The 23,696-nt window shown below is 64.1% G+C and carries 17 protein-coding genes and 3 pseudogenes; 15 read left to right on the forward strand and 5 right to left on the reverse strand.

Annotated elements, in window-relative coordinates:
* Nucleotides 1–12 precede the first annotated feature (12 nt).
* Both NBY65_RS31040 and NBY65_RS31045 read right to left on the reverse strand, forming a co-directional pair.
* A complete protein-coding gene (locus tag NBY65_RS31040; protein WP_150045219.1) occupies nt 13–1,170 on the reverse strand; it encodes a hypothetical protein in 1,158 nt (385 codons plus the stop codon).
* Nucleotides 1,160–2,635 carry a DEAD/DEAH box helicase gene (locus NBY65_RS31045; protein ID WP_162530859.1) on the reverse strand — a complete coding sequence of 492 codons (1,476 nt, stop codon included), beginning with the start codon at nt 2,633–2,635 and terminating at the stop codon, nt 1,160–1,162. Before NBY65_RS31045 ends, NBY65_RS31040 begins: the two co-directional genes overlap by 11 nt.
* Nucleotides 2,636–2,768: 133 nt before the next feature.
* On the opposite strand from NBY65_RS31045, the gene NBY65_RS31050 reads away from it, so the two are divergent.
* The 8 genes from NBY65_RS31050 to NBY65_RS31085 are packed head-to-tail and all read left to right on the forward strand — an operon-like array spanning nt 2,769 to nt 14,095.
* Nucleotides 2,769–4,712 carry a hypothetical protein gene (locus NBY65_RS31050; RefSeq protein ID WP_150045221.1) on the forward strand — a complete coding sequence of 648 codons (1,944 nt, stop codon included), beginning with the start codon at nt 2,769–2,771 and terminating at the stop codon, nt 4,710–4,712.
* A gap of 1 nt (nt 4,713) precedes the next feature.
* Nucleotides 4,714–7,191 (forward strand): site-specific integrase, encoded by a 2,478-nt coding sequence (locus NBY65_RS31055; RefSeq protein WP_150045222.1) that lies wholly within the window; start codon nt 4,714–4,716, stop codon nt 7,189–7,191.
* Nucleotides 7,192–7,193: 2 nt separating this feature from the next.
* A complete protein-coding gene (locus NBY65_RS31060) occupies nt 7,194–7,643 on the forward strand; it encodes a hypothetical protein (RefSeq protein ID WP_150045223.1) in 450 nt (149 codons plus the stop codon).
* Nucleotides 7,644–7,681: 38 nt separating this feature from the next.
* Nucleotides 7,682–8,530, forward strand: a complete 849-nt coding sequence (locus NBY65_RS31065; RefSeq protein ID WP_150045224.1) for a DNA-primase RepB domain-containing protein — start codon at nt 7,682–7,684, stop codon at nt 8,528–8,530.
* A complete protein-coding gene (locus NBY65_RS31070; protein WP_150045225.1) occupies nt 8,527–8,949 on the forward strand; it encodes a hypothetical protein in 423 nt (140 codons plus the stop codon). Before NBY65_RS31065 ends, NBY65_RS31070 begins: the two co-directional genes overlap by 4 nt.
* Nucleotides 8,949–11,258, forward strand: coding sequence for an AAA family ATPase (locus NBY65_RS31075; protein WP_239003177.1), 2,310 nt, complete (start codon nt 8,949–8,951; stop codon nt 11,256–11,258). The genes NBY65_RS31070 and NBY65_RS31075 overlap by 1 nt, the downstream gene beginning before the upstream one ends.
* Nucleotides 11,251–12,360 (forward strand): hypothetical protein, encoded by a 1,110-nt coding sequence (locus tag NBY65_RS31080; RefSeq protein WP_150045227.1) that lies wholly within the window; start codon nt 11,251–11,253, stop codon nt 12,358–12,360. Before NBY65_RS31075 ends, NBY65_RS31080 begins: the two co-directional genes overlap by 8 nt.
* Nucleotides 12,361–12,373: 13 nt before the next feature.
* Nucleotides 12,374–14,095: a site-specific integrase gene (locus NBY65_RS31085; protein ID WP_150045228.1), complete on the forward strand. Its 1,722-nt coding sequence runs from the start codon at nt 12,374–12,376 to the stop codon at nt 14,093–14,095.
* A 1,045-nt stretch (nt 14,096–15,140) separates the two neighbouring features.
* On the opposite strand, the pseudogene NBY65_RS31090 reads toward NBY65_RS31085, so the two are convergent.
* Nucleotides 15,141–15,584, reverse strand: a pseudogene (locus NBY65_RS31090) (transposase); the annotation flags it as partial.
* 186 nt (nt 15,585–15,770) lie between these two features.
* Here NBY65_RS31090 and NBY65_RS31095 point away from each other — a divergent pair.
* Nucleotides 15,771–16,727, forward strand: coding sequence for a site-specific integrase (locus tag NBY65_RS31095; protein WP_150045230.1), 957 nt, complete (start codon nt 15,771–15,773; stop codon nt 16,725–16,727).
* Between the two features lie 3 nt (nt 16,728–16,730).
* Nucleotides 16,731–17,393 carry a hypothetical protein gene (locus tag NBY65_RS31100; protein ID WP_150045231.1) on the forward strand — a complete coding sequence of 221 codons (663 nt, stop codon included), beginning with the start codon at nt 16,731–16,733 and terminating at the stop codon, nt 17,391–17,393.
* Nucleotides 17,394–17,915: 522 nt separating this feature from the next.
* Here the strand turns inward: NBY65_RS31100 and NBY65_RS31105 are convergent.
* Both NBY65_RS31105 and NBY65_RS31110 read right to left on the reverse strand, forming a co-directional pair.
* Nucleotides 17,916–18,962 (reverse strand): annotated as a pseudogene (locus tag NBY65_RS31105) (transposase); the annotation flags it as partial.
* A gap of 585 nt (nt 18,963–19,547) precedes the next feature.
* A complete protein-coding gene (locus tag NBY65_RS31110) occupies nt 19,548–19,697 on the reverse strand; it encodes a hypothetical protein (protein WP_162530861.1) in 150 nt (49 codons plus the stop codon).
* A gap of 157 nt (nt 19,698–19,854) precedes the next feature.
* Here NBY65_RS31110 and NBY65_RS31115 point away from each other — a divergent pair, with 157 nt between their 5' ends.
* From NBY65_RS31115 to tnpB, 5 genes and pseudogenes are all read left to right on the forward strand, one after another.
* A complete protein-coding gene (locus tag NBY65_RS31115) occupies nt 19,855–21,933 on the forward strand; it encodes a PAS domain S-box protein (protein ID WP_150045232.1) in 2,079 nt (692 codons plus the stop codon).
* Between the two features lie 53 nt (nt 21,934–21,986).
* Complete coding sequence (locus NBY65_RS31120) at nt 21,987–22,418, forward strand: DUF29 domain-containing protein (RefSeq protein WP_150045233.1); 432 nt, start codon at nt 21,987–21,989, stop codon at nt 22,416–22,418.
* A 42-nt stretch (nt 22,419–22,460) separates the two neighbouring features.
* Nucleotides 22,461–22,802, forward strand: a complete 342-nt coding sequence (locus NBY65_RS31125) for a dihydrofolate reductase family protein (protein ID WP_150045234.1) — start codon at nt 22,461–22,463, stop codon at nt 22,800–22,802.
* Nucleotides 22,803–22,883: 81 nt separating this feature from the next.
* Nucleotides 22,884–23,303: an IS66-like element accessory protein TnpA gene (gene tnpA / locus NBY65_RS31130; protein WP_250266016.1), complete on the forward strand. Its 420-nt coding sequence runs from the start codon at nt 22,884–22,886 to the stop codon at nt 23,301–23,303.
* Nucleotides 23,304–23,332: 29 nt separating this feature from the next.
* Nucleotides 23,333–23,694: pseudogene (tnpB, locus tag NBY65_RS31135) on the forward strand (IS66 family insertion sequence element accessory protein TnpB).
* The last annotated feature ends 2 nt before the right edge of the window (nt 23,695–23,696 follow it).

The raw sequence follows: 23,696 nt of genomic DNA on the forward strand, positions 1-23,696 counted from the left end.
GCCGCGCCCGATTCATTGCATGGGGGAAGCCGAGGACGGCGCCGTCTTCCCGCCGCATTTTGGGCATTGTTGCGGGTGGCAGGCCCGACAATAGGCGCGGCCACAGGTCGTGCAGGGCGCAAGTCCGGCCGCGGCCACCAAGTGCAGCGCGTCGTCGCACACCAGGCGCGGCCGTTCCGCCGACCAGCCCGCCTCATCCGGGGGCGGTTCCAGCCGGCGGGCGATGGAGTTCCAGTCCAGCGCCATCACCCGCTCGGCCTTGCGGCGCCGGATCTGCACGGTTAGCCGGTGCACCGGCATCACCAATTCCAGAGTCTGCACCCACTCCACCGTCAGCCGCAGCGCGTATTTGTGGGCGAGGTCGTCCACCTTGGCGCGGTAGTCCTGGGCGATCGCGGCCATGCGCAGGGTCTCGCGCTGCCGCCCGGGATCGCCGGTCGATAATTGTGCCGCGCGTTGCGCCGCCTCGCGGTGCAGGTCGTTGTGGTAGCCGTGCAGGCGGTTGAGGTCGCGGCCGAGCCGCCGGCGCAGCCCCGCGACGAACGGCGCCAGGGCCGCATCGATCCGCCAGGGCAGGGCGGCGCGCAGGCGTTCGATGACCCGCGCCCGCTCCCAGTCGGGCGGAAGCGCGGCGTCCGCGGGCAGGGCAGTAGGCTCGTCCTCGCTCGGCCAGGGCAGCATGCGGTCGAGCAGGGCGTCCGGCATCGCACCGGTTGCCAGGTTGATCGCCAAGCGCTGCGTGCCCTCCCGCTTCTCGTCGGAAAGCGCGGTGAAGCGGAACGCCGGGATCAGGTAACGGGTCCAGGCCGGGGCCATGTCGAGCAGGCGCCAGGTGGCGTTTTCCAACGCGAGTTCCTGCTCCAGCAGGCGTCCGGCGTCGGGGGCCTTGCGGGTTCCCGCATCGAGGACCCGCCGGTGCCAGCGGCCCCGCTCGCCGATCACCCGGCCGAACCGGCCGAGCCAGTCGCTTTCGATTCCCACGCGTTCGGCGCCGGTAGGCAGGGTGGCGCCGAAGCCGAACCGGCACAACTCGCCCACGCCCAGCGCCTGTTGCAGCGGGGGTGGCACCAGCGCCTCCATGCCGTCCGGCGCGATCGGCTCGACCAATGCGCCTTCCGCCGCCAGCAGGCCGGCGACGAAACGATGCATCCGGCCGTCCTCAAGCGGCATCGAGGTCGTTCCCGAACAGCGCTTCGTCCAGCGCTTTCGCTCCTTCGTACTGCCGCCGCGCCGCCAGCAACTGCCCTTCCAACGCGCCGAAGGCGGTGGCGCGCGCGTCCTCCGTAACCTGCAGCCAAGCGTCTAGCACCATGCTGGAAAAGTCCTGCTGGTCCTCGATCTCGCCGAGGATGGCGCCGACCTCGCCGACCACCAGCTCGAACATGTTAATCTTTTCGTCGAGGATGCGGAGCATGGCGTCCTCGATGGTACCGGCGGTCACCAAATTGAAGACAAATACCTCGCGGGTCTGGCCGATGCGATCGATGCGCCCGATGCGCTGCTCGATCGCCATAGGGTTCCAGGGGATGTCGAAGTTTACCAGGGTGTTGCAGAATTGCAGGTTGCGGCCCTCGCCGCCGGACTCGCTGCACAGCAGGAGTTTTCCCGAGTCCCGGAACTCCGCCACCACCTGGTCCTTCTCGGCGCCGGTGAGGCTGCCGTCGAACACCAGCGGCGCCATGCCCTGCCGCCGTAGCAGGTCGGCGAGATGGGTCATGCTGTCCCGATGGTGGACGAACACCATCTTCTTCTCGGCGGGGTTCTGTGCCAGCAGTTTCTGCAGTGCCGCCTGCTTGGCGCCGGCGGCGATCGCCTGGTAGCGGGCGTGGAGGGCGGCCCAGGCCGGCTGCTCGGGATGACGTTCGGCGAAGCGCGCCACCGCCGTCGCCACCGCGGCCGGCGACGAGCCGGCGGCCGATAGCAGGTGCTGCACTGCGAGCCGTGCGTGTCTGTCCCCGGCGGCCGCGCGGGCAAGCCCGGTAAGGTCGCGGTAGCAGGCGGCCTCGGCGGCATCGGGCTCGGCGCGGATGGTGGCGGCGTGCCGCCGCGGCAGGCGCAGTGCCGCAAGCGCGCGGGTGTTGCGCACCATCACGCCGCGCATCAGATCGCGCAGCCGGCCGCGATTGGCCGGCTCGCGCGGCTTGCCGGGGACCATGTAGGCGGCGCGGAAGTCCTTCGGCGTGCGGAAGATGCCCGGCTGCAGCAGCGTCAGCAGGTTGTAGAGCTCGATCAGGTTGTTCTGCACGGGCGTTGCCGACAGCAGCAGCAGGAAACGCTTCTGCAGCGCGTTCACCAGCCGGTAGCTGGCGCTCGCCTGGTCGCGCAGGTGATGCGCCTCGTCCACCACCACCACGTCGAAGCTGCGCCCGGCCAGCAGGGCTGCGTGTTCGCGCCGGCGCGCGGCGGCGATCGAGGCGATTACCCGCGGCTGCGCCCAGAAGGCGGCGGGGTCGCTGCGCAGCAGCGGATCGTGCGTGGTGGCGCAGTCGATGCCGAATTTCCGCGCCATCTCCTCGCGCCACTGCCCGACCAGCGAGGCCGGCGTTAGGATCAGCATGCGCTCGGCCATGCCGCGCAGCAGGTATTCCTTCAGCACCATGCCGGCCTCGACCGTCTTGCCGAGGCCTTTTCGCACATTTAATCGGCCGCTGCATGAATGAGTCATAGGGTTGACGCGGAGTCTACTCAAGTTCATAACGCCTTCGATAAAGGAAGGCTGGTCGGGCATCGCTGACGCTCAACCACCACAACTGGCAGGCGAGTGGGCAGTGGGTGATGCGACGGGTGCCGCAGCGGCGGCGGCATGGGAGGAAAGTTACGATCAGACGCTGGTTCGCGCGGTCTACGCCTTGCCATACAAACAGAGGTATGGCGTTGTTCCATTCTTAGAATGGCTTGCCCGATGCGATCCGATGTCTCCTGGCGGGCGCGTCCATCACTTCTTCCATGGCGATACGGATGCGGATGGAAAGGAAAATATTCCAGACGCTATGGGGCATGAGAGGGCGTTCGCCGATGCCATAAGTGAATGGCGCGACGCCTACCTGACCTGCGACATCAACGTAGCAAAAGGCACCCGCATCGATTACGTCGCCGCGGCACGGTTCGGGCTGGAAGCGTTGAGGGACCAGGGCTTCTGTGGCATCCCGCAGAACTTCCGGCGCCACTGGATCAAGCCCGGCGCGCCAGAGTATGGCACGACTCCAAGCCTGGGTGCTGCCAAGTGGCCGGAGCTTGAGGGAAGTCAGGGTTACGACCGGGAGCGCCGCGCGCTCGACATGACGCGAGCGGAGTTCGTCAAGTACTTTCTCTTCTACGAGCGCCTGTTCCTTTTCGGGCAGAGCCTTCTACGAGGGGATCCGCCCGGACCGGACAGCGAACCGGCGGCGCGGGAAATGATCCGCGACGGCCTCCTATGCTTCCGCGCTGGGATACAGAAGACCGGGTCATTCAGGCTGAGCCGCAATGTGCGCGACGCTTTACCGAAAGACCCGGACGTGTGGCGCCGCGCGGGCGGCTTTGACCTGTCCGACGTATGGGGAGGGCGCTTCAAGATATTCAGCCCGTACCTAAGTGCTTTCGGGCCGTCGCCGCCAGGCATGATCGGCGCGCTTGGCGTGCTGCTGTGCGACACCGGGTGGAACCTACAACCGGCTCGCGACCTCCCTCGAAACCCCTACGTCTTTCGTTCCGCAAAGAACATCTACATCGCTGAGCAGTCCTTCATCGACGGCTTCAAGAACCGGGCTGGCCACCATGTCCTTGGGTATCTTGGCGAACGCAGCGACCTCGACGGGCACAAGCTCGAAACCGCGACCGAGCACTGGAACTGCCAGGTCGAAGCCTATGACCCCAATCAGCAGGGCAACGGCTACGCTTGTCTGAACCGAATTCCCGTCGACGAGAACGACATCACGGCTGCTGACCTTTTGGACCGATATGGGCGAATGGCCGACGCGCTCAGGGCAGAGTTCGGATCCCACTCCGAGCGCTTGTTCGGAAACTCGTTCTGGATTTTCAGCAACATCAGGGGAGCGAGGACTTACAACTCAGAAACGCGGCGCCTGGCTTGCAATCAAATTTACCCGGAGAGTTCGGTGCTCGCGCGCCCCGGCTTCACGCTGGAAGCCATCCGCAGCACATTCACGCCGTTAAAGCGCAATGACACTGGTTCCTTTGCGGCCACCAAGGCTACCGCAGGCCATGCCAGTTCCAAGATACTTCAGCCCCACTATCTGAACACCCCGACGATTAACGCGGAACTGGATGCCAACATTCGCCAGTTCCAAGAAGCGATGGAGGGCATCGTAACGCGCGACTTGGATCAGGAGATGGTGGCGCGGAAGCTCGGCAAGACGGTGTCTGATCTGGAGCGCATGCGTCGCGTGGCCGACCAGGCTGGGATCACTGCCGCCTTGGGACTTGTCCAGGATCAAGATGACGACCGGGTAACCGACGTCCTGCACTTCGCGCCAACCGCAGAGCGCTTGGCCGACCTCTACATGATTCATCGCAAGTTACGGCAAATGCAGGCGCACTATCCAAACAGGGCGCGCTTTCGAAAGGACTACCTCCCCCTGCTTGCGCTTACAAAGGCCATTGGCCGAGATGTGTTCAGCAAGCATCTTGGTCCCCGTTACTGGCGCGCTGCGCGTATCGCGTCAGCAGCCCTGCGGGCAGGCGAAGCCGCGCTGCCTTGCCTGGATGACTGAAATGACCGCGATCTTCTCCCGCGCTGACCACGACCGAGTTCTCGGCGGTTACGCTAAACCGACATGGCTCGTAGCAAGTAAGCCTGATGCCGAATCAGATCTCGTGTTTGAAGGTCCAGCAGCGGACCTTCGCCATAACTATTGGATTGCCCGAACCGAAGACCCAGAAAAGGTCCGCGTCACGGACTTCCCCCTCGACTTCGGCCAGCCGGTCGCAGAGCGGCTTCTCCTTACGGACGCCTCACGGGCCAGCGATCTCCTGTCGGGCAAAGTCGTTGCTATCGAAACTCTTCGCGGACAGTACCTCAGCGCCAACGGCGCCAGGGCAGTTCAGTCGTGGTTGAGCCATTTCTTATGGTTTGTCCGGTGGCGCCTCGCACTCGGCGTGCCGCAGTTCCAGCGACTCAGCCTGTCGCTGTTCGACCACTTTTGCGACAGGCTGCAAGATGGCAGATTGGCCCTGGTTCCCATCGAGAACCGGATTGTGCACTTGGAAAAACGGCTTCGCGAGGGAGAATGGACGTGGCCGGTCAGTAAATGGAAAAAACGGCAGATCGACGTTGTAGCGTTGGCAACAGAACTCGGGGTCAGCCGCCAGGCGCTGTACGGTGAGATTAGGCAGCGCCTCATGGACCTCATAGAAAGCACCGCTCCTGAGCTTGTCTTTGGAATGGGACGTGAAGCTGACCTGGACCCTGAGAGCGCAGACGCTTATTCCACCGATGATGAGGGACTGGCTTCCGGCTCCGTTTCGCGTGTCCTGTCGTCATGGCGGAGGTTTCACTACTGCTCCTCCGTCGGCTTGCTGCCCCACGACCCGCTCACTTTCGATCCGTTCAAGGAGATTTCCCTCACCGCCAGGGTGAAGCAGATAGCAAGAAAGCCAAAACCAGATGCTGGCGAAGGAAAGAACGGCGGACGCACCGGAACACCAGGTCCAGAACATTGGTTACGTCTGCTTGACGGTGCGGCCCGATGGGTCATGGACTACTCCGAACCCATCACAAAGATCTGTAGATTGGCACGTGAAAAGCAAATCGAGATCTACCCGACGCCATGGTTTACGCCGCGGCGGGAAGAGCGGTTCACGGCGGATGTTCTGGCCATCATTGACACAAACCTCACCGCTGAACACCCTGGTGCGCCTCGGATCGCGCCGCGGTGGAAACGTCACGGACGGCCCGGAAGGCGTGGTGATTTTGAAGGCATGACGCTGGATGATGCGTTGGGCCATGTCGTCACGGCCTGCCTCGTCCTCATAGGGGGTTTCTCGGCACGGCGCGGTGGAGAGTTGGACAGCCTTCAGGCAGGGTGCGCCTACAAGGACCCGTCCGGCTCCGGAAACTGGCTCATGACGAGCTATATCGAAAAGACAATCCGAGACAACGCGGAGATTCCAATTCCCGCGATGGTCGCTGTGGCCGTACAACTTCTGGAGGAGTTGAGCGAGACGGCTCGGGAGCGGGACGGCACAAACTGGCTGACCGCGATTTACCGTCCGAGCGTCACTTCGAGCGATAAAGACGTTGATAAAAGAAGTTACCTTCGAGCGAAGCTCGCAGCCACCCTCAACGAGTTCGCTGAATTAGTTGGTGCGCGGAAAGATGATGATGGGAATATTTGGCATTTTAGTGCGCACCAGCTACGTCGTGGATTTTCAATCTATTACTATCACGGCAACCGCTTCTCCAATTTAGACGCCTTGAGCCGTTTTCTCCGGCACTACGACCCGGAAATGACCCTGCGCTACATCACCGAAGTCCTGCACGGTGCCCTCATGCGCCTGCGCGAGGTGATTGAGGCGAGGAGCCGCCAGGCCATCGCCGAAGGCGAAACAGCCACGAGCGATCCCATTCTGACGGAGGCTCGTGCAGCGGCAACAAGCCTCGCTGAGCTTGCCCAGGAACATGAGGAGGTCCGCCAGGAGCACTTCGTCATCCGCACATTGGAAGTGTATGACGGTGACGAGACCCCGATTGGGCAAGGGGCTGCGACCCTCTACGACGAACTGGAGGATATGGTCGCAAAGGCCCGCCGCAGCATTAGGATCAAGGGACGTTCGAACATTTCTCCGAACGAAGAGCGTGAGGCTCTGATTACACAACTGCGCAAACATGCGCCCGCCCTGTACATCGAACCGCATTCCGGCAAGCACGCCCACTGCCGCTGCAAGCCACACACCCCAACCGACTTGACTCACGCAGTCTGCCTCCAGAACAAGGCTCGGGAAACCGGAATCACCGACAGCGTGCGGCCCGACTTCGCCTTCGCATCCGCCGAGGACTGCTATGGATGCCGACACGGCATTGCCTTCAGCGAGAACGTCGCGGTCATGAACCGGAAAGTCGATGAGGCTGAGGCAGCAGCCGTGAAGTCCCCTAACGAGACGTTCCGAGTGGCCGCGAAGGCTCGCCTGGAAGCATACCAAGCCAAGCTCGGGGGTGCGAGGCAAGCCGTGCGCGGCCATCAGAGGCTATGACCATGCTGGAACGCAACGAGACGCCCGCCGAGAAGGCCAAGGCGGTCATGAAGTCCTTCGAAGCCAAGGTTGCCATCCTGGAGCGGTGGGCGCGGGAGGGCGTTCCCGGGGGTCAGTCGGTTCCCAAGGACAGGACGGCACTCCGCGCGTGGATGGGTCCCGACGGCGACCTTCGCCCCTGGTCTGATCCGAACATCGACAAAGAGTTGGTTGGCAAGTATCCGGACCTCACGAAGCGTTACCTGACGGCCCTCGCCAATATACAGAAGCGCCACGCCGCCAAAGGAAACCGTTTGAAGGAGGTCGAGGCTGACGCCGCGGAGGCGAGAACGAGAGCCGAGAACCTCGAAATGCAGAACGCAACCCTAATTGGCATCAATGACGCACTCCAGCGCCGCATCAAGACATTGCTGGATCTCCTTGCGGCCAATGGCATCGAGGCACCATTGTGACGCCGTCGCTGGCTCCGCTCCAACGGTGGATCACCGCCTTGCCGTCGGAACGCTATGATATTCGCGCCGTCTGGCCCGACCGTGCAGCCAAGATTCCCTCTGCGATGCGCACAGTCTCGGGCGACGGCCTGCTTGCCCTCATTGGCTTTCTCAAAGCTGAGAACGCCCACGGGTTCAACATAATCGGGCGGCCCGTCGACCCATGCTACATCTTCGTCGATGACATCTCCGATGCCACGCTGCGGGCGATGGTAAGCGCCGGTCACCGCCCAGCCGTCATTGTAGAGTCATCTCCTGCCAACTACCAAGGCTTCTTCGATGCCGGGGCTGGTATCGACCACCTCGAGGCGAAGCTCCTCGCGCGTCACATGGCGGAGCGCTGGGGCGGCGATCCCGGGTCCGCCGACGCATGGCATGCCGGACGGCTTCCTGGATTCACGAACCGCAAGGTCAGGCACCGCCGCCCAGACGGCAGCTATCCCTTCGCCCGTCTGCGGACCGCGTCCGCTCGCATCGACCCGATCCTCGCCGCAATGGCGACCGAACTGCCCCTGGCGAACTCGGCAGAGCAGAAGGATCAACAGGGCGCGCGCGGCGGCGCGCTGAGAAATTGCGCCCCTGCCGGGGCGCTGTCCGGAGACTACAGCGCCCTCTACGGGCGCCTGATCGCTCCCTACGCAGCCCATTACGGCAGCAACCTCGACCGCAGCCGGGCGGACTACGCTATCGCGCGGCGCCTGCTCGCGGACGGCATGCCGCCGCCCGAGGTCAGCCTGGTCCTGGCTGCTTCTGAGAAGGCGCGAGAGCACGGCGACCCATGGCACTACATCGAACGGACCGTCAGCGCCGCCAAGAGTGCGCTGGGTCGGGAGAGAGGTGCGGGATGAGCCTCAAGGGTATCAATGGCGCCGACGCGGGTAAGGCGAACGCCGACCGGTTCCTGGCCTACATCGAGGAGAGGCGGGCCAACGGGACGTTGCCGTGGGGTGCGGATGGCAAGCTGATCCGTAGCGTCATGGCCCAGGACCTCCAGTGCAACCGGGACGTCTTCCGGACCAACCCGGTTATCCGACAGAAGCTGGCCGAAGTCGAAGGGGCTTCGGAACACCGGGAGAGCCTGGGCGATGCCGACGCGCGCGCGGCTGGAGAGCGGTCGCGGCGTGAGGTCATGGCGAACGAGAAGGCGAAGGAACTCCAGGCCAGAGTCGCCCAATTGGAAGAGGAGAACCGCTACCTCAAGGCGCAACTTCGGGCAAAAGGCTACGCGGACCTCACGCTGCCCGACGTTGGGCGTCTGCCGTGGTGATGAATCTCACCGTTCAGGTGTCGCACGTCCGCTGGTCTGCCCCAGGCCAGGGCGCCATCATCGTGGGAACCCCACTCAATGCCGCAGGGGAGCCCGCAGGGGAGGCTCTGGCCGTTCGGATGCCCTCGCGGACGCTCGCTGACCAAATCACGCTTCAGGGCGATCTCTGGAGGCTCCACGGCCAGATGGAGGAATACCGAGGGCAGCCGCAGTTCCACGCCGACGTCGCCATCCTCGTGCGGCCCTACGGGCGCAACATGGTCGCCACCCTCGCGGGTAAGAGGTTTCCCGGCGTCGGCAAGCAGAAGGCCCAGGCGCTTTGGGAGCGGTTCGGCGCAGGACTGCGCGATGTGCTCGAAGAGGGGGACCTGGAGCGCCTGACCGAGGTGGTCACGCCCGAGAGTGCCAAGGTGCTCGTCCAAGGTTGGCGGGACCTCAATCCGGGTGACGTGATCGACTGGCTCGATGAACACCGCTTTCCCGTCGGCCTGGGGGCTTCCCTGCTGAAGTTCTACGGCGAGTGCGCCGCCGACAAGCTGCACGCCGACCCTTACCGCCTACTGGCCTTCGGCCAACCGTGGTCCACCGTGGACAAGATTGCCTTGGAGCGCCTTGCCGTCGCGCCGGAGGATCCCCGGCGCGAACACGCTGCCGTCGCGGAAGCGCTCTACCGTGCCTACGACAAGGACGGATCGACGGCCCTCGACAGGGACGCGCTCCTCACGAGCGCCAGGACCATCCTGGGTGGTGATCAGCAGCAGGCCGAGCGGGCGGTTGGAACCCCCCACCAAGGGGGCGGCTGGCTGCTCGATGCGTCGAGTGGCCTCTACCAGACGTCGGGTGCCTGGCTGATGGAGCGGTACGTCGCCCAGCGCTTGAGCCGCATGATCGCTCATCAGGACTTCCCCGCCCAGAGCGACCTCCTCTACGTCCATCCCATCGATTTCGGTCCCCGGGAGCGCGAGAAGATCGGCTATGCGTTAACTGCATGGCAGGCCAATAACCACCCGCTCGGCCCGGGGCAGAAACAGGCTGTTTGGACAGCACTGAAGCATCAGTTCGCCGTCATCAGCGGCGGCGCCGGGGTCGGGAAGACCACCATCCTGATGGCTTTCTACGCCGGGTTGGATGCGCTCGGGAGCGAGGTCGTGCAGATGGCCCTTGCGGGGCGTGCCGCGAAGCGCATGCACGACGCCACAAAGCGGAAAGCCATGACCATTGCTGGCTTCCTGCACGGCGGGGAGGAGGACAAGGCGCAATCGGACCAGAGCGACCGGATGGACACCAGAACCTATGTCGTGGACGAGGCGTCCATGCTGGACATCGCGACTCTCTACCAGGTCCTGCGGAAAATTGGCCCCGGCGGACGTCTTGTCCTGGTCGGTGACGACATGCAGCTTCCGCCTATCGGAGCGGGCCTGACGTTCCATCTGCTCTGCCGACCGGAGTCGCCTGCACCCCGCAGCCATCTGACGCAGGTCTATCGGCAGGACGGATCGACCGGCATCCCGGCAATCGGCCAGGCGATCCGGGACGGGGGATGGCCCATAATCCCACCCTATGCAGGCCCAGGTGTCGGCGTCAGCATTCTCCCCTGCTCAATGGGCGACGTCGCGGATGTGATCGCGCGTCTCTACGACGAACTGGTGGTGCACGAGGGGGACGAGAACGAGGTTCAGATCCTTGCCACGAGCAAGGGCGAGCGCCGCGAACGACCCGGCACCGTTCTCCACATCAACAGGGACCTTTACCAGCAGCGGCTCAGCGACCGCCTCGCAGTCAAGGTCCGGACCGGGCTGTCAGGCTTCTGCGAAGGCTGCCCGATCATGTTCATTGAGAACGACTGGGACCGGAGCCTCAACAACGGCTCGCTCGGGATGATCACCCGTGCGTTCCCCGGACCCATGTTCCTAGTCAAGGGGAAGGACGAGGATACGCTCGTTCCTCTGGCCCAAGCCATGGGGTCGGATGGCAGCCCGCGAGAGGATGGGGAAATCGTTTGGGCTGAGGCTGTTATCGACGGCAAGGTGCACTACCTCACCGAGACAGACCTTCTGGAGCGCATCCAGCGGTCTTTCGGCATCACCATCCATAAGGCGCAAGGAAGCCAGTGGAATCGCGTAATCGTGCCGATTGCGCCGAGCCCTCTCCTCGACAGGACCCTCGTCTATACCGCCGTCACCCGGGCGGTCCGGCAAGTTGTCTTGGTGGGCGACATCGCCGCCGCCGAGAAGGCTGTACAGGAGGCGCCTCGGGCGCTGAGCCGCCTAACAGGACTGACGAGTCTTCTCAGCGGGAGTGATGAATGAGAACAGCATACATGGACTGGCAATGAATACAAGTGAAATCGTGAAACAAATTTTGGCAAGGATGTTTGCCTGGTCGGCTTTAACCATGACATTGGGGACATATCCTGGCCTTGCCGCAAACGTTCCATTGGAAGAATACATTCAGAGTCCTTTCGGCGCTCGTGGTGCCGTAGATGAACTAACCGCGCGTGACATGCACTTACTGGGACGAGTTAGGCAGGCCACAGAGAAACTTACGTCAAGGAAAGATAATGGCGAGGTGGATTCGTCATACCTAACAGTAACAGAGTTTTTTGAAGACGGAAGAATAGATAAGGTTAAATCTCGCGATCTGCTCAAACCATCGTATGGGTATCAAAAGTTATACGTGTATAATGACAAGAAAAAGTTAGCACGTATAGAGATAACTGCGCATATCTCGAATGAGACGGCAATTGAAGAATTCTCCTATGACGGCGTTGGGAACTTAGTAGGATTTCGTCATCGGCCAAGTTATATGGAGCCTTCTGGTGTATTGATTGGAGTTACGCTACTCTCGGACGGCCGCCCCAAGGAAACGATTGCCCGTGACTGGTCTGGCAAAGCCAGATGGCGCGTTGAATACAATTATGGGAACCATAGCGTTATGTTGAGATACTTTGCCAATGAAATTCTGGGAAGACGGCAGACACAGTCTGCATTTCAGTTGGACGAGCAGGGCAGGCCCATTTTTGCCGAGGTCACAGACCGCCACGGGGACGCAGTAGATGCAGAGAAGCCCAGTTTCTACGGCCGTTACTTTTATTCCTATCGGGCCGACGGATCCAGTTTTTTGGACGTGGGATATGTTTCGAACGATGGCTTCTATCCAGGAAGTGGATGCTTCAAGCATTTGGAATTTTTCCGAAACAATGACGAGAATGAGGCCGAGGCTAAGGTAAATTGCCGGAACAACGCCGTATTGGGTCCAGGCGGCTGGACGAATCCGCCGGAGAAAAACGAATACCGCTTTGACACTACCGGCAACATGGTCATGCGCCGCTCTGGAAAGTCTGTAATCGAGTTAGGTCGTATTGTTACAAATTGGAATTTTGAGAAAACAATTTCTGTTATTTATTACTGATGACTGTCTATAAATGATGTTGGAACGGACGCTATCGACTCGAATCAATGAACGGGGCAAGAAGTGCAAGCACGATCCTGAGCAGTATCGCCTGCTGTTTGCGCCAGACGACTTTAAGTGGTCAGGGGAAAACGCTCATGGACTCCCCATTATCTGCGAGAGCGATGGTACCATTTGTGAACCGCTACTTCGCTTTTTTGGATGGTCGCATCGCTTCAAGCGCGTAACTATTTCATCGATGCGTGATGAAGCTCACGTCTTGCGGGAGTGGAAGGCATACCTGGACCGGCGTGGGCTGCGCTGGGACCGGGTGAATGACCAGGTGCTGATCGACTGGCGGGAGGAGTTGAAGCGCGAGCGGAAGGCGCTTCTCGACAAATGGGAGAAGGCTCCCGACGAGAACAAGAAGCCTATGGGTGAAGACCGGATCAACCGTAGGCTCGCGGTCGTGTTCTTGTTCTATGACAAGGCGAAGGCTTCTAACCTTCTCAAGACCGACCTGGTCAGCACCACGGGGCCCCTCACATGCCGCGCCGAAAGAGCCGCGCCACCCCCTCGTCGGTTCAGCATGGCGCCCGAACGGCGCGTGAAGATGGACTATCGGGAATGGGCCTGCGCCGAGTCCTCAGGCCGCGACATGACCAAGCGCCCGATCCCGGACGATTCGGCCGTCAGTAACGTTCTGACCTACCTGCGGAACTCTGCTGAGAATGAGGTGCTCGGCAACCGGGACTGGCTGATAGGCAGAGTCGAGGCGGAGGCCGGTCTTCGGGCGGATGAGGTAGCCAAGCTGACACCCCGCGCACTTGAGGTCGCTCTCGCCACGGAGCGCATCCGAATTCCAACGCCTGAGGCCATCGACGAAGCCAGGAAGGCTGGATGGAACCCCAGTTACAAGGGCCTCGACGCCATCGCGGAATGGGAACCTGGTCGGCGGGCTGTCCTGGGTGGCCTGGATCGGCTGCAAAGGGCTGGACGCCTACATATTTATGTCAGCGTCACCGGGAAGGGTAATGTCACTCGGAGTGCCCCATTCCCGATCGACCTTGTGCGGGACCTTATCACCATCGGCATCTGGGATGTTCGGTTGGGCCAGCTTCGACGCTGGCGCAATACGGTTTCCCCGCCGGGACCGCCGCAGATGTTTCTCTCCGAAAAGACCAAGAAAGGGTTGGAGGCGAGGGCAATTGGCAACCTCGTTAAGAGTGCCTTCAGTGCCCCCGAGGTTAAGGTTGAGGGCAGCGGCCATCGGCTCAGGGCCTATTTCGCTACCAGACTCGCGCAGCGCTTGTGGGCGAAGTACTTCGCCGACAACATGTTCCGCTGGGACCAGACGGTCGAAAACACGGTGCTGGTGGAACTTGCCCAGGCGCTCGGCCACAACAGCCCGAACACGGCATGCAGGTACTACCTAGACCTGGGCCGGGCCGCTTACTTCAAGCTAGGAGATAAATCCCAACTGAAGGCCATGCGGAAAGCGGTCAACGCCATGGCTGAACACCACCGCCGGATCACCCCGGATTTCTTCGAGATGGTCGGACGGCTGATCGAAATTCGCGGAGCAGCAGGTCTCGATGGGGCCGCGCTCGATGAGGTCATTGCAGATATTCTGGAGATCCACGCCGCCTCCGTGTCTCCGAGGGATACAACTCATGGTGGTGTCGAGGTCAGCCCAAACCCGGCCCGGAGGGGGCGCCCTTCCTTGCGCGTGGTGCCCAAAAACCCTGATGTGTGAAAAGAGCCCGACCTCGTCGGCCAGCAGCACGCGGCCGCGATACTGCTTGAGCACCTTGCGGACCGTCTCGATCTGGTACCAGTGCGCCTCCACCCCCTGCAGCGTCGGCAGGCAGAGCAACTCGTCGAAGCCTTCCACCAGACCGAGCTGCACCAGTTCGTGGCGCAGGTCGAACCATACCGGATCGGGCGTTCCGCCGCTGGTGACGACCGCCTCGGGATCGGTGAAGGCGAAGGTCACATCCAGCGCCACCTCCAGCCGTGGCAGGTCGGCGATGGCGGCAGACGGTGTTGCGGCGGCGGATGACTGCCGAGCCTTGCCGCGGGCTGCCGTGGCTGCCCTGGTCTCGGCGGCCTGGGTCTGCGCCGCGCGCTTTGCGGCGGCGCGCGCGGCTTGGCGTTCGGCTGCCTGGGCCGCCTGTTGCTGGCGCAGGAGGGCGTGGCGGATCTCGGCGAGTTGCATGAGCAGCCAGCCCACCATGCCGGGAGGGCCGGCGAACCAGCGCGCGGCCTGCCGCTCGTTGTCCAGCCCGTGTTGCAGCAGCAGGGCCCAGGCGCGGGCGGAGTGGCCCTGCCGCGCGATAGCAAGCGCTGTCAGCAGCGCGGTGGCCGGGGTCGGCTCGTACTTCTTCTCGACGCGCCGGATGAAGCCGAGTGTCCGGTCGGGCTGGTCCGCCACCAGCGCGGCCAGGGCCGCGATCGGCAGCAACGCCGGGTCGGCGCAGGCCCGGATGGCGTCCTCGGCGATCGGCAAGGCGTCGGGCGAAGCGGCGGCCAGGATCGGGCCGAGCTGGCTCAGCCAATAATCGAGGCTGGTCCGGTCAGGGGGCGGCGCTTCCGGCTGGCTGGTCAGGCCGGGCAGGGGCGGCTGGTCGGTCTTTCTTGGCCGGGGCGGAGCACCCTGCATCGTTCACTTGCTCTCCGTGTCGTGCCTCCGGTTGTGACGCGCGGCGGACGGCAGGTCCAGGGGGACGCTTTGGAGGCTGTTGCTCAATCCGGTACCGGGACTGTCTCATGATTGGGGGTAGGAACAAATAGGTGATAATCTATGGCGCTATTCTCGGCAGGATGGCGCGGGTGGCATGGGTTGTACGGCTGGTGGAGGCCGGTGCTGATAGCGATGACCAAGGTACGGACGTGATGGAAATCGCGAAGCCGGGTGATCTTCGCGGCATCGCCAATCTGGGCCTGAACCTGGCCCACAGGCGTTCGACGCGGTTGCGATTGGTGTAGATCCACGGTGGACAGGCGACCGGTGCCTCGTTGCGCTTGGCAGGGATGGCCGGGCGGGCGCCAAGATTCCAGATGAGTTCGCGGAAAGCATGCGAGGCATAGCCGCGATCGGCGACGATCCAGAGCGGTAGGACGGTGAGGCAGGTCAGCAGCAGGGGTGCCAACGGCAGTTCATGAGCCTGTCCGGGAGCCAGCACGAAGCCGATGGCCCGGCCCGAAGCGTCCGCGATCACGCAGGCCTTGGTGCCAAAGCCGCCACGCGGGTTCTGTTGCAAACCCTGCGGCCGGCCGAAGCGCCATTGCTCTGCGCGGGACTGGGGTAAGGAGGCGAAGCCATGGCGACATCCTGCCGCCTCCCGCTCCGGGATCCGTGCAAAACCGCATTTTTGCGTCCTCCCGCCTGACAACCTGCCAGACTGGACATATCCTGCTGCGGAATTGCCATGACCGAAACCCTTCCCGCCCTTCCCGGCGCTGCTGCTTTCGCTGCCGCCCGCGACTACGCCGCTGACGCCCATTCCGCGGCGACGCGCCGCGCCTATCGTGCCGATTGGGCCGATTTCACCGCCTTCTGCCGCGCCGCCAGCCTTTGCCCCTTGCCGGCCATGCCGCAGACCGTCGCCGCCTATCTCGCCGCCATGGCCGCCACCCATGCCCGCAGCACCATCCAACGCCGCCTCGCCGCCATTGGCCAGGCGCACAAGCTGGCCGGCCAGGAGTGGATCCCCTCGCACCCGGCCATCCGCACCACGCTGCGTGGCATCGCCCGTCGCCATGGCAGCGCTGTGCGCCGCTCGGCCGCCCTGACGACGACCGAAATCCGCAAGATCGTCGCCACCTGCCGCGACGACCTGACCGGCCTGCGCGATCGTGCCATGATCCTGCTTGCCTTCGCCGGTGCGCTCCGTCGCTCCGAACTGGTCGCCATCGACCGCGAGCACCTGGTGCTGCGCGAGAGCGGCATCCGCCTCACCATCCCCCGCAGCAAGGGCGACCAGGAAGGCGCGGGCGTGGAGATCGGCATTCCCAGGGGCAACCGCCGCGAGACCTGCCCGGTGCGTGCGCTGGAAGCCTGGCTGCTTGCATCCGACTGCCAGTTCGGCCCGGTGTTCCGCAAGGTGGATCTCTGGGGCAACATCGAGCACCGCCGGCTTCATCCCGATGCCGTCCGCCAGATTCTGCTCAGGCGCGCGAAGCAAGCCGGCATCGAGGTGCCCAGCAGCGAGCGCCTCTCCCCGCACGGCCTGCGCGCCGGCTTTGTCACCGAGGCCTACATGGCCGGCGCCCGTGACGAGCAGATCATGGCCCATACCCGTCACGCCGACCTCAAGACCATGCGCGGCTATGTCCGCCGCGCCAAGCTGGTCAGCGACAGTCCGGCGAAGCTGCTGGGGCTCTGAGCCTTGGCGGGTGGCGAGAGCGCGTTCGGCCTGCCCGCCGGGACGGGGCGGCGGCGGGCGCCACGGGCCACCCCGCCGCTGCCGGCCGCAGCGGGGCCGCTTGCCTTGCCGCAGCCGGACTGGGTGCAGACCACGCTCAGCGTGACCGGGCCTGCCGACCTGGTTGCCGCCTTCCGCGCCGCCGCGGCCGGCGCCGGCGTCATCCCCTGGGTCCATGACTACGACCGCATGGAGGAGGACTGGTTCCATCTGTTCCTGACCGCCCCTGCCGAGGAGCGCCCGATCAGCCTAGCCGGCGCGCGCATCCTCGCCCGCCAGTTGCGGGAGGCGGTCTGGGCGCAGCACGAGGACGCGGTCAGCATGGTCGGCGTCAGCCGCGCCTGTCCGTTCGACCTGCACAGCCTCGTGCCGGTGCCCTTCGAGATCCTGCGGCTCGGCGACGACGACCCGGACGCCATCGCCTGGCTGTGGGAGAACTGGGGCACTACTTGGCCGCTGCGCCGGGTCGAGGAGCTGCCGCCGGCCGCGCCATCGCCCGCACCTGACGCGGACCGGCACGGCTTCCGCGTGCGGTTCTGGAGCGCGGACTGGACACCCTGGCAGGCGCTGGCGCGCGTGCAGGCGGAATGGCCGGCGCTCCGGTTCACGGTATGCCCGATCGTCTGAAGACGGTATTGGGATCCGGACACGGAAGTGTGGACGCGATGCGGGTAGTGGAACACTTCTTCGGCCCCCGCGAAGCACCGGCAGCCATCGCGTGTTCCGCATGCCCTGGTCGAGCGACCTGCGCATCAACCCGCAGGAAGCCAAGGGCGGAATGGCAAAAAGTCTATCAGGTGAAGCAGCTGTTCCTGGTCGCCAACCGGCTGAAACCAACCGAAGAGGGATAGATGCTTGGCCGTTACACCTACCGGGTCTCCTGGTCGGAGAAAGATGGCGAGTATGTCATCACCTGCGCCGCGGTTCCGAGCCTTTCCCACCTGCCCCAGACAGCGGTGCCGCGCTCGCCGGCGCCCAGGCACTGGTACGCGACGTGGTGGCGGACATGCGGGCGAACGGCGAGACGGTCCCGGAGCCGCTGGCGAGCCGAACCTGCTCCGGCCGTTCCGTCCAACAGCGCTTCAACCCGAACGCGCAGATCCCAAATGATGTCCCGCGACTATAACAGCCCGTTGAAGAAGTCGTCTTTCAGCCGAGCGGGTCTGGCTGAAGGCTGATGACGAGAAGGGCGATCTGTTCGCCCCAGGCGACGACGAACAAGAGGATTAGCCCGCTATTCGGTGTGACAATGGCGCCAAGCCGGACAGAAGCTCGGTCCCGGAACACCCGGGGCGTTCCTGCCCCGGTCAGGAGCCGCATGATCAATCCGAGGTTGTAGCCTGCGACGTGGATCAGGTAGCGCTTCTGGACCTTCTCCCGCCCGCGTAGCCAGACCCGTCGCATCCCGCCGCGATCGAGGGTCAGGGCGAAACTTCGCTCGACCCATTCGGTCCGCAGCTTGAAGGCTTCCCGTGCCACCCCGGACAGCAGGTGGGCACGGTTGTTGTAGACCGCGCGGCGGGCCGCCTCGTCGCCGTGCCAGCGCAGGCATTGCTTGCGCTCCGGCTCGGCAATGCGGGTCTTCCACGGGCCATCGTCCATGGCCTTCAGCGTGGCGCGTGCATGATACCCTTTGTCGGCGACCAGTTCGGCCGGGTCCTCGGATGTGGGTGCCACATCCACCGCGGCCAGTTGCTTCATCGCGGCGTCCAGCGTGCCGGGCATCGTCGTGGTGTCGCCCTGCTCGGCGGTGTACACCTCGGCCGCGACGATGGCGCCGGTATCGAGATCAACCGCGTGCTCGGGCTTGTAGGCCAGATGCGTACGGCCGTCTTTCATCTTGGCGATCTTCGCCTCGGCATCGACCGGGCTCTCCCAGTCGGCGTTCGAGAGCGTCTTGTCCTTGCGGGCGCGGTCGAGCCGGATCAGATCCTCCGTCGTCGGCGTCTCGATGCCGCTCTCGTGCGCCATGCGCCTGAGCATCTCGCGATGGGTTTCGCCGCTGTCGCGCCGCACCAGCGTGCGCAGCGCCGCGTTGGCCTCCATCGTCGAGGCGTCCACGCCGATCCGCTCGCCCCGGACCAGACCGCGCTCGGCCAAGCGCTGTAGCACCCAGGCGAAAACCTGGTCATGCACTTCCAGCGGCAGACGGCTCCGGGTGCGGCTCAGCCACGAATGGTCCGGCACCGCGCTTCGGATCAACGGAACCGTCGGCGTTCGCCTGTCCGGTGAGAGGCGGCCGTCAGCGTTGTGCCTCCGTGCCGGAGGGGGGGCCGGGCCGTCAGGGCCGCCAGCAGGGCGGGCGCCGCCGGGGCATGCACACACAAGCAAGATACCCTTCATCCCCTTCCGGGCTGCCGAGCCGCTGGCGTACCCGCAGCGGCGGGAACGGCCATGTTGGCCAGGAGCGGTGGCGGTTCCTTTCTGCCAGGATTTCGGTCCCGGTTCCCGCTTATCAACCAATCGGCCCGCCCCAGATGGCGGATTCCGGCGGGTCAGATGGGAGCACTGGGCGGGCAACGTCGATCAGACCCGTCACGAGGCGACGAAGCGGCGACCGCCGCCGAAATTCTTCTTTCCGATCAATGGTCCCGAGCGGGTCGATTGGTTGATAAGCGGGGTCCCGGTTCACCTCTGCCCGTTTTTGCGCTCCTCGCCGGTGCCGCTCCCGGATGACGCCGCCGGGGCCGGCGGCAGTCATCGATTGGGCATAGGCGCTGGTTGGCCAGCACAGCCAGGACCAAGAGCGGGCGGTCGGCATAATTGTCCCGTTTTGGTGAATCACTTAAAAATAATTACTGCGTATATTTGCGCTTCATGCAAAAATTTGGAGATTAAAAAATTACCCAGACCAGATTCATGCAGAAAATAAGTCAATAACACCAGTGCTTTGATAAGCAACGCATTTTCCCCACGTCCGTCCAGACTCACGCTGGTCTCCGCGATAGTGGCCCAGGTGGCTGCTTTGTTTCGGAGGAATCCGGAATGGAGTCGTCAGGATCAGCTGGCATGAACCGCATGCTCCTGGCTGCCGGGGTCGTCAGCGCCCGGCCATTCACGGGTCGGGAAGCCGGAGAACAACACCGCCATGGAGTATCTTACGCACATCCTGTCCATGCAGGGGTTGCCGCCGCACGGCTTCTGCCTGCTGTGGCAACCTGAGTTGATCTGGCTGCACGTCGTCTCCGACGGGGTCATCGGGCTCTCGTATTACGCGATCCCGGTGGCCCTGGCCTATTTCGTCTGGCGACGGCGGGACCTGGCGTTCAGCTGGATGTTCTGGATGTTCGCCACTTTCATCCTGGCCTGCGGCACCACCCATTTCGCTGGCATCATGACCCTCTGGTATCCCGCCTACGGCCTGGAGGGGCTGGTGAAGGCGGCCTGCGCGCTCATTTCCGTGCTGACGGCCATCCTGCTCTGGCCCTTGGTGATCAGGGTCCTGGCCTTCCCCACTCCCGCTGAGTTCCGCCGCGTTTCCAACCAGCTTGTCATCGGGGAGGCGGAACGCCAGCAGACCCTGCACCGGCTGCGCCAGAGCGAGGAGAGCCTGCGGCTGCTGGTCAACGGCGTCACCGACTACGCCCTGTTCATGCTCGCCCCGGGTGGACGCATCAGCAGCTGGAACAGCGGCGCGGAGCGGATCAAGGGCTACCGGGAGCACGAGATCCTGGGCCGGCATTTCTCGGTGTTCTACACACCGGAAGACCGGGATGCGGGGCTGCCCGTCCAGGCGCTGGAGACGGTGGACCGCGAGGGGCGCTACGAGGGCGAAGGCTGGCGGGTCCGCAAGGACGGCAGCCGGTTCTGGGCCAGCGTCGTCATCGACGTCCTACGCGACGAAAGCGGGCGTCCTGTCGGCTACGCTAAGGTGATCCGCGACATCACCGAGCGGCGGCAGGCCGAACAGGCGCTGGAGCAGTCGCGGGCGGCACTGGCGCAGGCGCAGAAGATGGAGACCATCGGCCACCTCGCCGGCGGCATCGCCCACGACTTCAACAACCTACTGACGGCGATCCTGGGCGGTGCCAGCCTGCTCGAACCCCGGCTGGAAGAGCAGGCCGACCGGGAAGGCGGCGAGATCCTGGCTATCATCGAGGATGCGGCACAGCGTGCCGCCCAGCTGACGCTCCAGCTGCTGGCATTCTCACGCAAGCAGCCGCTTCGTCCCGAGGCCATCGACGCCAACGGGCTGCTCACGGAAATGGCCGGGTTGCTCCGGCGCACGCTCGGGGAAAAAATCGACATCGAGACGGCATTCGCCGCAGGTCTCTGGCGGACCCACGTGGACGCGAACCAGTTGGAGAACGTCATCCTGAACCTGGCGGTGAACGCGCGGGACGCGATGCCGGAGGGCGGGAGGCTGACGCTGGAGACAGGCAATGTCTATCTCGACGATGCCTATGCGACCTCGCATCCGGAGTTGAAACCCGGACGGTATATCATGATTGCGGTGAACGACACCGGCACCGGCATGAGCGAAGACATCATGCGCCGCGCCTTCGACCCCTTTTTCACGACCAAGCCAGAAGGCCGTGGCACCGGGCTCGGCCTGAGCCAGGCCTTCGGCTTCCTCAAGCAATCGGGAGGGCACATCACATTGGACAGCGAACCGGGCCAGGGGACGACGGTGAAGCTCTACCTGCCACGGCACCTGCAGAATGGGCAGAATGGCACACCCGCGGCGATCCCGCAGGACTCTCCCGCCGGAATCCCCCGTGGCAGCGAGACCGTGCTGGTGGTCGAGGACCACGACACGGTGCGCCGCTACGTCGTGAGCACGCTGCGGCATCTCGGCTACCATGTCCTGGAAGCGGCAGACGGCAAGGCGGCGCTGAACCTGCTGGGGACTACCCAGGACGTTGCGTTGCTGTTCACGGACATTGGCCTACCCGGGATCAACGGTCGCCAGCTTGCGGAGCAAGCACGCCAGTGTGTCCCCGGGCTGAGGGTGCTGTATCTGACGGGCTACGACCGCAGCGCCGTCAGCCATCTCGGGCTGTTGGATATTGGCGTCAACCTGCTGCCGAAGCCGTTCACTGCGGAAGTGCTCGCACACCGGATTCGGGAAACCCTCGACACGCCATCAGAATGTGGTGGGTATTCCAAGCCTGCCTGGCGGCCAGAAGCGGATGATTGCGTTGCACGAAAACGATCCGCCATTTGACGTGATTGAGTAATCATCCGACTACATGACCGACGCGGCATGGAGACGCAGCCGTGAGCGACTACGACACCGACATCCTGGCGTGGTCTGAGCAGCAATCCGCTCTACTGAAGCGCCTCGCCGTCGGCGAGCTGGTCAACCACACCGTCCTGGACTGGGCGAACATCGCTGATGAGATCGAGGACGTGGGCCGCAACGAACTGCACGCCGTGGGATCGCTGCTGGTCCAGCTCATGGCACACCGGCTCAAGCTGCAGGCATGGCCGGGAAGCCAAGCTGTGCGCGGGTGGCGGAAGAAGGTGCTGATCTTCCAGAAGCAGCTCCGGCGCCGGTTTGCCGCCTCCATGCGCCAGCGCCTCGTCCTCGCCGACCTCTACGCGGAAGCGCTGCTGCACCTGCCGGACGAGGTGGATGGGCAGCCCGCGCCAACCCTACCCGACGCCTGCCCCTGGACCTTGGACGACCTGCTCCAGCAGCCCGGCTGATCCGCGGGTACAAGAATAGGGGCGCCAAGGGAGGGCAGTTTCATGGGGGGCACAATCTGGCACTGCCACATCGCTGTCTCTCTGGACGGCAAGATCGCCCGCCCGGACGGGGCCGTCGACGACTGGCTGGCAGCGGATTACCCGGCTGAGGACTTCGGCTTCGACGGCTTTCTCGCCGGCGTCGACGCTATCCTGATGGGGCGTGGGACGTACGACGCGATCCGGCGCTTTGGCGACTGGCCGTACCCCGGCAAGCCGACCATCGTCCTGACGACGCGGTCGCTGGACGATCCGCTACCGGCCGGCGTGGAAGCCTGCTCCGGTGACGTCGCCGCGGTCGCCGCCGAACTCGAGAACCGGGGATACCGCCGCGTTTGGATGTAACCATTGTGACGACCTCACCTACGAAAGTCGCGTGCGCGCGGAGATGATAGGTGCCGTTCCTGTTTGAAGGAGGGTACGGCGATGGACGGGATGGCAAGGGATAGTGGTCTGGCGAGCCGGGTGAGCGCAGGGGGCGGGCGCCGGCAGTGGTCGGCAGCGCAAAAGGCGGCGATTGTAGCGGAGAGCTATGCGGCCGGTGTGCGGGTGTCGGAGGTTGCGGCCCGGCATGGTGTGAACGAAAGCCTTGTGTTCACCTGGCGGCGGCAGGCGAGGACTTCGCAAGCGATGGGAGCGAGCGAAAAAGCAAGCGAGGAATTGCCGTCCCCACCAGCGTCGTTTATGCCGGTGATGCTCTGCGATGACGTAGCTGTGGATCAGCGGCTTCAGCGGGCGGCCGGCAGCATTGAGATTGCGGTGGCGGATGTGAGCATCCGGGTCACGGTGGGCGCGGATGCGGCGACGCTGGCGATGGTGTTGGCGGCGGTGCGAGGGGTAGGTTGATTGCGCCACGAGCTGGGCTGCGGGTGTGGATGGCGACGCGGCCGGTGGATTTCCGAAAGGGGTGCACGGCTTGGCCGCGTTGGTAGCGGATGTGCTGTGCGCTGATCCATATGGCGGCGATATTTTCGTATTCCGCTCGAGGCGAAACGATCGCATCAAGCTGCTGGCGTGGGACGGAAACGGAATGGTATTGGCGACGAAGTGGCTGGAAAACGGACGATTCGCCTGGCCACCGATCCAGGACGGCGCAATGAGCTTGTCTGCGACCCAGCTGGCGTTGTTGTTGGACGGGCTGTCGTGGTCGCACGCGGTGGCGGCCCCTGTCAGACGGCCTGTCTGGCCGTCTGGGACCAGAAATCCCTCTGGTACGACCGCGGCCACGCTGGTATAGGT

The organism is Rhodovastum atsumiense (genome assembly GCF_937425535.1).
GTDB lineage: Bacteria > Pseudomonadota > Alphaproteobacteria > Acetobacterales > Acetobacteraceae > Rhodovastum > Rhodovastum atsumiense.

What these genes read in the sequence shown, in the direction of transcription:
- NBY65_RS31075 (WP_239003177.1), top strand. Translation starts at nt 8,949, where the DNA reads ATGAATCTCACCGTTCAGGTGTCGCACGTCCGCTGGTCTGCCCCAGGC.
- NBY65_RS31055 (WP_150045222.1), top strand. Translation starts at nt 4,714, where the DNA reads ATGACCGCGATCTTCTCCCGCGCTGACCACGACCGAGTTCTCGGCGGT.
- NBY65_RS31115 (WP_150045232.1), top strand. Translation starts at nt 19,855, where the DNA reads ATGGAGTATCTTACGCACATCCTGTCCATGCAGGGGTTGCCGCCGCAC.
- NBY65_RS31080 (WP_150045227.1), top strand. Translation starts at nt 11,251, where the DNA reads ATGAATGAGAACAGCATACATGGACTGGCAATGAATACAAGTGAAATC.
- tnpA (WP_250266016.1), top strand. Translation starts at nt 22,884, where the DNA reads ATGGACGGGATGGCAAGGGATAGTGGTCTGGCGAGCCGGGTGAGCGCA.
- NBY65_RS31060 (WP_150045223.1), top strand. Translation starts at nt 7,194, where the DNA reads ATGCTGGAACGCAACGAGACGCCCGCCGAGAAGGCCAAGGCGGTCATG.
- NBY65_RS31125 (WP_150045234.1), top strand. Translation starts at nt 22,461, where the DNA reads ATGGGGGGCACAATCTGGCACTGCCACATCGCTGTCTCTCTGGACGGC.
- NBY65_RS31040 (WP_150045219.1), bottom strand. Translation starts at nt 1,170, where the DNA reads ATGCCGCTTGAGGACGGCCGGATGCATCGTTTCGTCGCCGGCCTGCTG.
- NBY65_RS31095 (WP_150045230.1), top strand. Translation starts at nt 15,771, where the DNA reads ATGACCGAAACCCTTCCCGCCCTTCCCGGCGCTGCTGCTTTCGCTGCC.
- NBY65_RS31085 (WP_150045228.1), top strand. Translation starts at nt 12,374, where the DNA reads ATGATGTTGGAACGGACGCTATCGACTCGAATCAATGAACGGGGCAAG.
- NBY65_RS31070 (WP_150045225.1), top strand. Translation starts at nt 8,527, where the DNA reads ATGAGCCTCAAGGGTATCAATGGCGCCGACGCGGGTAAGGCGAACGCC.